The organism is Arthrobacter sp. CC3 (assembly GCF_039907775.1).
In the GTDB taxonomy this organism is placed as follows: domain Bacteria; phylum Actinomycetota; class Actinomycetes; order Actinomycetales; family Micrococcaceae; genus Arthrobacter.
Genome location: NZ_JARCCY010000079.1, coordinates 1 through 10267 on the forward strand (window position 1 = coordinate 1; position 10267 = coordinate 10267).

At 67.3% G+C, this 10267-nt stretch carries 7 protein-coding genes; 1 reads left to right on the top strand and 6 read right to left on the bottom strand.

Features of this window, described 5'->3' with window-relative positions; translation table 11 throughout:
• Positions 1-160: 160 nt before the first annotated feature.
• Positions 161-1126 (bottom strand): polysaccharide deacetylase, encoded by a 966-nt coding sequence (locus PV761_RS23730; protein WP_028269683.1) that lies wholly within the window; start codon positions 1124-1126, stop codon positions 161-163.
• A 14-nt stretch (positions 1127-1140) separates the two neighbouring features.
• On the bottom strand, positions 1141-2673 hold the full coding sequence (locus PV761_RS23735) for a cytosine permease (RefSeq protein ID WP_347899980.1): 1533 nt from the start codon (positions 2671-2673) through the stop codon (positions 1141-1143).
• 107 nt (positions 2674-2780) lie between these two features.
• Here PV761_RS23735 and PV761_RS23740 point away from each other — a divergent pair, with 107 nt between their 5' ends.
• Positions 2781-4376, top strand: coding sequence for a PucR family transcriptional regulator (locus tag PV761_RS23740; RefSeq protein WP_347899981.1), 1596 nt, complete (start codon positions 2781-2783; stop codon positions 4374-4376).
• 152 nt (positions 4377-4528) lie between these two features.
• On the opposite strand, the gene purU is transcribed toward PV761_RS23740, so the two are convergent.
• From purU to PV761_RS23760, 4 genes are all read right to left on the bottom strand, one after another.
• Positions 4529-5434 (bottom strand): formyltetrahydrofolate deformylase, encoded by a 906-nt coding sequence (gene purU, locus PV761_RS23745; RefSeq protein WP_028269680.1) that lies wholly within the window; start codon positions 5432-5434, stop codon positions 4529-4531.
• A 2-nt stretch (positions 5435-5436) separates the two neighbouring features.
• Positions 5437-6810: an L-serine ammonia-lyase gene (locus tag PV761_RS23750; RefSeq protein ID WP_347899982.1), complete on the bottom strand. Its 1374-nt coding sequence runs from the start codon at positions 6808-6810 to the stop codon at positions 5437-5439.
• Positions 6811-7446: a sarcosine oxidase subunit gamma family protein gene (locus tag PV761_RS23755; RefSeq protein ID WP_347899983.1), complete on the bottom strand. Its 636-nt coding sequence runs from the start codon at positions 7444-7446 to the stop codon at positions 6811-6813.
• The coding region (locus tag PV761_RS23760; RefSeq protein WP_347899984.1) for a sarcosine oxidase subunit alpha family protein at positions 7439-10267 on the bottom strand (2829 nt) is incomplete at its 5' end. The genes PV761_RS23760 and PV761_RS23755, both read right to left, overlap by 8 nt.

Genomic DNA, 10267 nt, shown 5'->3' on the forward strand with positions numbered 1-10267 from the left:
ATCGCGGCTAATACCTCGCGGCCCAACAGACATGGCTGCTCCTCTTCAATCACTGACTGACTCACAACCAGCCTGACTTAGAGGGCAAAAGCCGGAACCCTCTCTCACCGGTGAGAGAGGGTTCCGGCTTTTCCGGCAAATAGTGGGAGAGCGTCCGGGGTTAGGGGCGGAGCCGGTCGGAGGCCAGTGCTGACTGGCGGACCTGCGCCGGAGTGAAGCGGGCACCGGCGTCGGGGAAGCCTGGAACCTCGATCCGCGCGTGGCTGTGGACTTCGGTCACCGTGTCCCGGGTGTGCTCGGCGATCTTTGCCATCGTGGTGACCCACATGCCGTCCATGTCCTTGACCCGGCTGATCAGCTGCTCGAGCGCCACCGCCTTTGAGGGCCGGCCCGAGATGAACGGGTGGTTGGTCAGTACGAAACAGCTCCCGGCCGCGTGGTGCGCCTCGGCTTCCAGCGTCCACATTTCGAGGACCTTGGCGGGGCTTTCGATGACTCCGCTGCCGGTCACGCCGGGATAGAACGCGTACTGCTCCCAGTCGTCCAAGGCCCAGTCGACCGGGATCTCAACGAGGTCCCTGGAGTCACCCTCGGCGACGCTGAAGCGGTACGGTGCGTCGCCGTCGAGCAGGCTTGAATCGTAGAGGAAGCCGCGGTCCGCAAGGAGTGCCGGCGAGTGCCAGTTGAGCTCCCACCAGGGAGCGCGGTAGCCCACGGGCCGGACGCCCGCCACTTTGGCCAGCGCTTCCAGCCCACGGTCGATGTACCGCGCCTCGGTGGCGGCGTCGATGCCCTGCATGGGTTCGTGCAGGTAGCCGTGGTGGGCGATCTCATGGCCCGCATCCACGATCCGGCGCACCACGTCGGGGTAGCTCTCAGCGGTGAAGCCCGGGATGAAGAACGTTGCCTGGATGTCCTGGCGCTGCAGGATCTGCAGCAGCCGCGGCACAGCAACCTTGGGTCCGTATGACTGGTGGGTCATGAGCGACATCCGGCGCGTGCTGCTGGGATCGTGGGCGATGGTGCAGGACTCCGCGTCCACATCGAAGGTGAACGACGCGGCCGCCCGGTAGCCTTCGGGCCAGGTGATGGGATGGGCGGAGTCCGGGAAAGCGGGGAATTCCATGGTCCGGTTCCTTTCTACAGTGAGACTGCGGTTGTTGCCGGGCGGACCGACGTTTCGGATGCAGCGTCCTCGGGCACGGTTACCTGCTGAGCTGCGGCACTGGCCAGAAACCTGCGGTGAACCCGGGGGCCAAGAACGGCGTAGCTCGCAGCGCTGCTGAGTCCGCCGGCCAGCCAGGACAGGTCCCAGCCGCCCAGGGCCACGGCGATGGGGCCCTGCATTGCGGGGACAAGCCCGTACATGAACAGCCAGGTGGCAAAGATGCCGACCAGGAGGGATACCACGCCGGCCCAGTTGACTCCGGGGAGCCGCTTGGTGCCCACGCGGTCGAACAGCCGCGAGGCGTCACTGGGCCAGCGCTTCTCGACCCAGAAGTAGTGAACCAGCATGACGCCGCCCCAGGCGGCAACCCATGCCACGAGGCCGATGAGCCAGGCATCCAGCACGGCGGCGAAGTCTTCCTGGAAGATGAAGAACACGACGGCGGCCAGCGAGAACACGCCGACGAACAGGTTGAGCTTGCGGCGGCTGATGGTGATGTCGAGCGCCTGCGTGGCGACCGAGAAGGTGTAGATGTTCAGGATATTGGTGGCGATGGGTCCGTGCAGGACCATCAGCAGTACGGGAAGTGCGAGGACGCCGAAGTTCTGGACGATCAGTTTTCCGGGATCAATTTCGCCGCTGTTGGTGGCGAGGCTGGCGCCCAGGATTCCGAGCCAGACCACGGGGATGAACTGGCCCAGCACTGAGGCGAGGTAGACCTTGCGCTTGGGCACTTCGGTGCTGACGAAGCGGGAGTAGTCGGCGGCGTAGGTGAACCAGGTGATTCCCCAGCCGATGCCGATCGCCGTCATGACGGCGCTCATCGCGGCGATCCGCTCCGAGCCTTCAAGGATGTTGCCGGCAGGTCCGGCGTAGGTCCAGTTGATCTTCATGCCGAACCAGGCGACGGCGGACATGACCGCAAGGATGATGATAGTGGGCGGCACTGTCCACTTTTCAAACGCGGCGATGGCCTTGTAGCCGAACCACGCGATGGCTACCTGTGCAGCCATGATGGTGGTGGCGACGCCGATCTTCCAGGCGTAGTTGTGGGCGGTGGGGTCAACCCAGCCGAGGGTCCCGAACAGCGCCATGACCAGGTCCAGGATGATCCACGTGTTCACCGCACACCAGCCGATGACCAGCAGCGCCTGGATGGCGGCTGGCAGGTAATTTCCGCGCCTGCCGAATGCTGCCCGGGCCAGCACCATGCCGGTTGCCCCGGTCTTCTGGCCAAGCAGGACGAAGCAGCCGAAGAGGAGCATCCCGATCAGGTTCCCCAGGACCAGAACGGTGACGGTGTCCGCAAAACCAAGCCCGAGGTGGATGCCCAGGGCGCCGAGCACCCAGTTGATGGGTGCGAGGTTTGCGCCGGCCCAGATCCAGAACTGGCCGGATACCTTCCGGGTCCGCTGGGATTCGGGAATGGGCTGAAGCCAGGCTTCGACGTCTTCGCCGGCTACGGGCGCTTGGCCGGCCGGGACTGCAGTGGAGTTGTGTTGCATGGGGGCCTCCGTAGGGGGAAAAGGGTATATCCAGATTATGTGTTGCAGGCCACACCCAACAAGATACGATGTGTACATCAAAACGATCTTTTGCATTACGGAGCGTCATGCCAATCAGGCTCAGCGATATCATGAACCACGCCAGTTTCACCGCCGCGGATCCGGTGCTCCGCGCCGGCGCGGCCGCGGTGGCCGATACGCAGCTGCGGTGGGTCCACTCCAGTGAGGTTCTGGACATTGCGCCGTTACTTAGCGGCGGCGAATTGCTCCTCACCGGCGGCGACGCGCTGGTCACGGCCTCGGACGCGCGCCGCGTGGAGTACATCCGCCAGCTGGCTGAGCGCGGTGTCGGCGCACTGGTGGTGGAAACAGGCCAGCGGCTCGCGTCGCTTCCCTCCTCCATGGTCCGCGCGGCGGAGCAAGCGGGACTGCCACTGATCGAATTCCGCAAAGTGGTGCCGTTCGTGGGCATCATGCAGGCCATCAATTCGATGCTGGTCAGCGAATCGGTGGCCCACCTGCGCCGCGCGGACGAAGCCAGCCATGAGATGGCTGTTGAGCTGGCCCACGGGAGCAGTCTGGACCAGATCCTTGGCGTCCTGGCCGGAATCCTTGACGCGACGCTGGAGCTTTCGTCGGTGTCCGGCGTGACGCTCGGCAGCGCCGGCCCCAACGGCACCGGCCCCCGGCCGGAGGGCACCGGCAACGCGGGCACCGGATCCCCGGCGGACGGCCCCGGCAGTGACGAGGAGCCCGGGCACCCGGGCGCTGACGGCACCGTCATCAACATCGATGTGCCGGTCCGCGGCGTGCCGTCAGCGAGGCTGATCATCACCGTCCCGGCCGACGGCGACATCAACCTCGCACGAGTCGCCGGCGGCCGCTGCGTGGACATCCTCTCGCTGGCCCTGCTGCAGCGGATGCCGCCCGGGTTGAAGGAGGTCGCAGGGACTGCGCTGCTGCGCGCCGTCAGTTCCGGCAGCCAGCCGTGGCGGCTGCAGCAGCTCTCGCCGGCCGCCGGCATTCCGCCCTCCGCAACGATGGTCGCCGTCGTCGTCCGGACATCCACCTCGCAGCAATTGCGGGTGGCCATGGACAAGATCCTGAAGAAGTCGGCCCAGCAGAGTGCCAGCTATGTGGACAATGCGGAGGTCCTGGCGCTTGCCGCCCTTCCGTTTGACGGGGCCGCGGCGGCGCGGGCCGAACTCGTTGCCGCGCTGGAGGAGCTCCCGGTGGAGGCCGGAACCATGACGGCGGTGGGCCCGCTGGCTGTCGGGATCGAGAACGCGCCGTGGTCGCTGTCGGAGGCGAAAGTCGCCCTGGATCTCGCGGTAAACGGTTCGCTGCGCGCTGCGGCGCGTCCGGCATCGGACACCGGCGGCGTGGTGCTCGACGTCGAGAATCTCGCCGTCGAGCGGCTGGCGGCACAGCACCTGGACCAGGGAGCTCGGCAGGATTTTGTCCGCCAGCAGCTGGGTCCCGTGCTGGACCACGACGCCCGGCGGAACTCGCAGCTGCTGGAAACACTGGCGACGTGGCTCGACTCCGGCTGCAACACGGCCCAGGCTGCACGGGAACTGCACGTGGAGCGGCAGTCGATGCACCACCGGCTGCAGCGGATTTTTGAGCTGTGCGGCGGCGATCCGCGCGGAACCGGCCGGCTCGCCGCGCTGCACCTGGCCACCCGGCTGGCGGCCCCGTAGCCCCGGACACAACGCTCTCTCACTTAACGCAAGAAAAGCCGGGACGCTCTCTCACTTCCCCCAAGGAGGTGATAGAGCGTCCCGGCTAAACCGCCCGGAAGTGAGAGAGCGTCCCGACTCGCGGATTTGAGGCAGGCAGCGGCAGGGACGACCTACCGCAGCACCACGGTCCTGTTGCCCTGCAGGATCACCCGGCCCTCGCAGTGCCAGCGCACCGCGTTGGACAGCGCCTTGCATTCGGTGTCGCGGCCGGCGGCAACGAGGTCTTCCGGACCGTAGGTGTGGTCCACCTCAACCACCTGCTGGGCGATGATGGGTCCCTCGTCCAGTTCGCCGTTGACGTAGTGCGCGGTGGCGCCCACGGTCTTCACCCCGCGGGCGTAGGCCTGGTGGTACGGCTTGGCGCCCTTGAAGCTGGGCAGGAACGAGTGGTGGATGTTGATCGCCTTGCCGTCCAGCTTGCGGGTGAGGCCGTCACTGAGCACCTGCATGTAGCGGGCCAGGACCACCAGTTCCACGTCGTACTCGTCCACGAGTTCCAGCAGCCGCGCCTCGGCTTCGGGCTTGGTGGCGGCGGTGACTGGCACGTGGAAGAAGGGGATGCCGTGCCATTCCACCAGCGCCTGGTGGTCGGTGTGGTTCGAGACCACGGCCACCACGTCCACCGGCAGTTCGCCGATGCGGGCGCGGAACAGCAGGTCGTTGAGGCAGTGCCCGAACTTGGACACCATGATCAGCACCTTGCGCTTCGAGCCGTGCGGCTCCAGCCGCCAGCTCATCCCGAAGCGTTCAGCCACCGGACCAAAAGCGGTCCGCAGCGTGTCCGCGGTGGAGTCATCGCCGTCGGACGCGAAGTGCACCCGCATGAAGAAGTGCCCCTCGGAACGTTCGCCGAACTGCTGGTTGTCGATGATGTCGCAGCCGTGCTCCAGCAGGAAACCGGACACGGCGTGGACGATGCCCGGCGACTCGTTGCAGTCCAGGGTCAGGACGTGCTCCACGGTGGTGGCCGGTGAGCCGGCTGACGGCTGGGAAGTTTCAGTCTCAATGGCAGTCATGGTCAGCACTCGATGACGTTGACGGCGAGGCCTCCGCGGGAGGTTTCTTTGTATTTGGTTTTCATGTCCGCTCCTGTCTCACGCATGGTTTTGATGGCTTTGTCGAGGGATACTTTGTGGCTTCCGTCGCCGTGGAGGGAGAGTCGTGCGGCGTTGATGGCTTTCACGCTGGCGATGGCGTTCCGTTCGATGCAGGGGATTTGTACCAGTCCGCCAACGGGGTCGCAGGTCAGGCCGAGGTTGTGTTCGATGCCGACTTCGGCGGCGTTTTCGACTTGTTCGGGGGTTCCGCCGAGGACTTCGCAGAGTCCGGCGGCGGCCATGGAGCAGGCGGAGCCTACTTCGCCCTGGCAGCCCACTTCGGCGCCGGAGATGGAGGCGTTGATTTTGAAGAGGATTCCGACGGCGGCCGCGGCGAGGAGGAAGCGGACTACCCCGTCGTCGTTGGCGCCGGGTACGAACTTGGTGTAGTAGTGCAGCACGGCGGGGACGATTCCGGCGGCGCCGTTGGTGGGGGCGGTGACGATGCGCCCGCCGGCGGCGTTTTCCTCGTTCACCGCCAGCGCGTAGAGGTTCACCCATTCCATCGCCCGGAGCGGATCGGTCACGCCGGTGTCCGCTGTCAGGGTTTTGAATAGCGACGGCGCCCGCCGTTTGACGTTCAGGCCGCCGGGAAGGATCCCTTCCGCGGCGCAGCCGTTGTCCACGCATTCGCGCATGACCGCCCAAAGCTTCAGGAGCTCCTCGCGGAGTTCCGTTTCAGTCCGCCATGTCAGTTCGTTGGCGAGCATGACGTCGGAGATGGACATGCCCTCGCGTTTGCAGATTGCCAGGAGTTCGTCGGCTGTGCTGAAGGGGTAGGGCAGGACGGTGGCGTCGGCAACGACACGGTCGCCGGCGTCGGCGTCCCCGTCAACGACGAAGCCGCCGCCGATGGAGTAGAAGCTCCGTTCGCTGAGGACGGCCCCGGCGTGGTCCAGGGCGCGGAACGTCATGCCGTTGGGGTGGGCCGGGAGGGACTTGCGCCGGTGCAGGACCACGTCCTCGTCCCAGTTGAAGTCCACCCGGTGGGTTCCGGCGATCATGAGTTCGGCGTCGAGGGCTGCGGCGGCGACCTGGTCGTCCGCGGTGGTGGTGTCCACGGTTTCCGGGTCCAGGCCCTTGAAGCCCAGGACCACGGCTTTATCCGAGCCGTGGCCCCGCCCGGTGGCACCGAGCGAACCGAACAACTCTGCCTGGACGCGGGTGGTGGAGCTCAGGTGGCCGTCGCCTTTGAGCCCGTCGGCGAACAGTTTCGCCGCCCGCATCGGGCCGACCGTGTGTGAGGAGGACGGCCCGATGCCAACGGAGAACAGGTCCAGGACGCTGAGGGCCATTTACGGGACCTCGGGGGAGGCGTACTCGCGCATTGCGTCCAGGAGCCAGCGGCCCAGGAAGTCCGCGAACGAGGCCCGCGGGAAGAGCCTGAAGCTTTCCTCGCCGGTCTTCTGCAGGACCACCGGGATGTTGCCCACCTCGGTGTTCAGCGCGGTTCCCGGGGTGAAGCTGCGCGGGTGCACGTCCAGGGCGCAGCCCTTTTCCAGGACGGCCCGGGCCCGCGGGCCGGAGAGTTCGAACGTGGTGCGGTTCGCGGAGAGGTCCACGACCTGGCCCGGGGCGCCGCCCAGCGCTTCGGTGAGTGCCCGGATCAGGTCACCGCCGAGGGAGTCGTGGGCCTGCTCGGGGGCGACCACGAGGAACTCGGCCGGTCCGAGCCAGAGGACGCTGACCTGACCGGTGCCGCCGACCTCGCCGCAGCGTGCCGGCAGTCCGCCGGTCACGGCAGCGATCCGTGCCCCTTCCTCGGAGCGGGGGTCCACGCGGACCCCGGCCATGGTCTGGAAGGGGCCTTCGGCGAGGATAACCTTGCCGGGGACGGAGCCGGTTTCCAGTGCCGGGGCCAGGTGCGAGGCGGGGCTGCGGCGGATGTCCCGGAGTCCATTGATGCCTGTCAGTGCTGGGGTGTTAGCCATCTTTGCGGGCTCCTTCGGGGTCAAACAGTACGGTTTCTGCGACAACAACATCGACCAGCTGGCCACCGGCGACGGCCACCAGGGACTCGCCGATGCGGTTGCGGCCGTTCTTGATCAGGGCCAGTCCGAAAGACCGGCCCAGGGCGGCGCTGTGGTAGCTGGAGGTGACAAAGCCCTGCATCGGCACGGGGCCGTAGGCGGGGCTGGTGCTGATGCCCTTTTCGACGAGCTGGGTGCCTTCGGGCAGGCGGATGGAGCCGTCCACGGGAAGGACGCTGACCAGGTGCTTGCGGTCTTCCCGGCTCGCGTCGGTGCGGGTGTAGGAGCGTTTGCCGATGAAGTCCTTGGCCTTGGAAACGATCCATTCCATGCCCGCGTCCTGCGGGGTGACGGTCCCGTCGGTGTCCTGTCCGACGATCGGGTAGCCCTTTTCGGCGCGGAGTACGTGCATGGTTTCGGTGCCGTACGGGGTGATGTTGAACTCGGCCCCGGCCGCGGCCACCGCTTCCCAGGTGTTCAGCCCGTACCAGGAGGGCACGTTGATCTCGTAGGCCAGTTCACCGGAGAACGAGATCCGGCAGACCCGGGCCTGCACCCCGGAGGCGAGGGTGGTTTCGCGGAACGTCATGAACGGGAACGCATCCGCTTCCAGCCCGCCGTCGGCGGCGAGTTCCGGGGCCACCTTGGCCAGGACCGCCCGGGACTTGGGCCCGACGACGGCGATCGTGGACCACTGTTCGGTCACCGAGGTGCAGTGCACATCCAGTTCAGGCCATTCGGTCTGCAGCCATTCCTCCAGCCAGTCCAGGACCTTCGCGGCACCACCGGTGGTGGTGGTCATGAAGAACCGGTCCTCGTCCAGGCGCAGGGTCACACCGTCATCGAAAATCATGCCGTCCGGACCGCACATCACACCGTAGCGGGCCGAGCCCGGGGCGAGCTTCTTGAACGCGTTGGTGTAGACCCGGTTCAGGAACTCACCGGCATCCTTGCCCCGGATTTCAATCTTGCCCAGGGTGGTGGCGTCCATAAAGCCCACGGACTCCCGGACCGCGGCGCATTCGCGCAGCACCGCAGCGTCCATGTCCTCGCCGGCCTGCGGGTAGTACCAGGGCCGCTTCCACTGCCCCACGTCCTCGAACAGGGCGCCCTTGGCAACATGCCACGGGTTGATCGACGTCACCCGGGCCGGGTCGAACAGCTCCCCGCGCTGGCGACCGGCCAGTGCCGCGAACGCCACCGGGGTGAACGGTGCCCGGTAGGTGGTGGTGCCGATATCCCCGATGCCGCGGGAGGCTTCGCCGGCGGTGCGGAGCGCGGCAGCGATCACGCCGATCGCGTTCACCCCGGAAGTCTTGCCCTGATCGTTCGCGGTGCTGATCGAGGTGTAGCGCTTGATGTGTTCCACCGACCGCATCCCGGCCCCGGTGGAACGCAGCACATCGGCCACGGACTGGTCGCGCTGGAAGTCCACGAAGTGGTGGTGCCAGTCATCCGGGGTGCCGGCCTGGCCCGGGACCAGCCACAGCTGCCGGGTCGGAGCGGACGCCTTCGGCTCCCCGAGCGGGGACGGCTGTGTGGTGGATTCGAAGCCGGCGCCGATGGCGGCCGACGCGCCGGCGGAGATGCCCTCGGCCAGGACGTCCGCGAGTTCGTAGCTGCCCCGGCCCGAGCCGATGGTCTGCTGGTTCGGGACCACGGTGCCCGGCACGAACGCGGCGAGTTCGTCGTCCCAGCGCAGCTTGCCCTGGCGCTGGGAGTGCAGGTGCACCAGCGGGCTCCAGCCGCCGGAAACGGCCAGCAGGTCGCAGGCGATCTCTTCAACGCCGGAGGTGAGTTCGCCGTCGTCGTTGATGCTGCGGACGGTGACGCTCTCCACGCGGCCGTCCGCCGCAGAGGAGGAGGTGTCAGCGACGGCGCTGCCGATCAGCACCCGGGTGCCGGCCTCGACGGCGGCAGCCGCCACCGGGGTCAGGCCGGGGCGGGCGTCGACGACGGCGGCGACCTTGACGCCGGCGGCGCGGAGGTCCGCGGCCAGGGCGTAGGCGGAATCATTGGTGGTGCTGATGACCACGCGCTGCCCGGCGGCCACGGCGTAGCGGTTGAGGTAGCTGCGGGCAGCGGAGGCCAGGATGATGCCGGGGCGGTCGTTGTTCTCGAACACCAGCGGGCGTTCGTGCGCGCCGGGAGCCAGCACCACCTGGTTGGCACGCACGTGCCAGATCCGCTGGCGGGAGACGCCGGGTGCGGCCGGGCTGGACAGGTGGTCGGTGCGGTTCTGCACCGCGATGACGTAGTTCGCGTCATACGCGCCGAAAGCGCTGGTGCGGTTCAGCACGGTGCATTCGGCGCCGGAAACGAGCTCGGCCTCAACGTCGGCTACCCATTCCAGGGCCGGCTTGCCTTCGATGGTCTCGGCCAGTTCCGGGGCGGTGGAGCCGGACAGGAGTGAGCCGCCCAGTTCGGGCTGGTCGTCCATGAGGATCACGCGGGCGCCGGTGCGGACGGCCTCGCGGGCCGCGGCCAGGCCGGCGGGGCCGCCGCCGATCACCAGGACATCGGTGTGGACGTACTTCTTGTCGTATTCGGCACGGTCCTCGTCCGGGTCCAGCTTGCCCAGGCCGTTGAGGAGTTCAGCCTTCAACCCGTCCACCAGGGTCACGGTGGTTGCAGGCAGCATGGACTCGGCAACATCGCCCGGGAAACGCGGGGAGATCTTCACCATCGCGTTGGATTCCTCCACGCCGGCGGACATGATGCCCCGGGCACGGTCCTCGTACAACGAGTTACCGGCCAAGATCCGGCCGTTGGCAATCAGGGC